This window comes from Oleiphilus sp. HI0066 (genome assembly GCF_001635725.1).
Window position 1 is genome coordinate 1 of record NZ_LWFH01001442.1, and the last position, 859, is coordinate 859.

The following is an 859-nucleotide window of genomic DNA, read 5'->3' on the forward strand; positions in this document are numbered from 1 at the left end:
TAGGTCCGGCGTAAAATAAAATGAAAGGAATAGTAGCTTCAAGATTAGTTCTCGCTTTCGAACTCAATTACTGTGATGTGGCTGTTTTTGCTCATTTTTACTGCGATGCTTTTGTTTGGGATGCTCATTCCAAAATAAGGGTGCCAAGTGCCTTCTTTAACCTTGATCATATCTTCAGTTTTTATAAGCATACTTTTTTGATTGCTGACCCTAGTATCTGAATCAATAACTAGTTTGACTAAGTGAGGGTTTAATTTTTCGATTTTTACTTCAGGATGAAAATGAAAGTAAATGGTGCCTTCGCACGTTTTTTTATCGACCTTTTTAGATGAGCGTTTAAAAATATCCTCAATTATCAAAGCGTGCTCATCAAGCGTTAATGTTCGTTGATGTTCGCCTCGTTCATTTTGATTGCCTAGCTGTTTATAGCCATTGTGCGATGCTTTTAGACTAAAGGATTCGTTGCTAGAGCTCGCGTTGATTAATCTGCCATAGGCACGTTTGGCGACCCGAAAACCGTCCCAGACTTCAGACGAGCTTTGTTGGTTAAATTCCACTGTTGAGTGGGCTGGCGTTTGCCGTTGTCGCAACCGCTCTTTTCCTGCCCCATACATCGATGTGCCGGAGTTAACGATTATTCTCTGTTGCTTGTATGAGTATTCGAAGCTCAGCGTATCTGCATGTGCATGGCCTGGTAAATAGTCGGGCCCAACGTTTCCATGATCCAACAGAATAATGCGATCATCTTTTTGTAATCGGCTGTAGCCGCTTTGTTCAAATGTTGTGATGCCCTGTTCGATTGGTTGATGTGTTATCCCTAGTCGCTTTGCAAACGAAAATATATGTTCAACAGGGGGGG

The 859-nt window shown here is 41.6% G+C and carries 1 protein-coding gene; it reads right to left on the bottom strand.

What is annotated here, in order from left to right; genetic code table 11:
• Positions 1-44: 44 nt before the first annotated feature.
• Positions 45-859: heparinase II/III-family protein (locus tag A3738_RS22060; RefSeq protein WP_197473963.1), on the bottom strand; the 815-nt coding region annotated here is incomplete at its 5' end.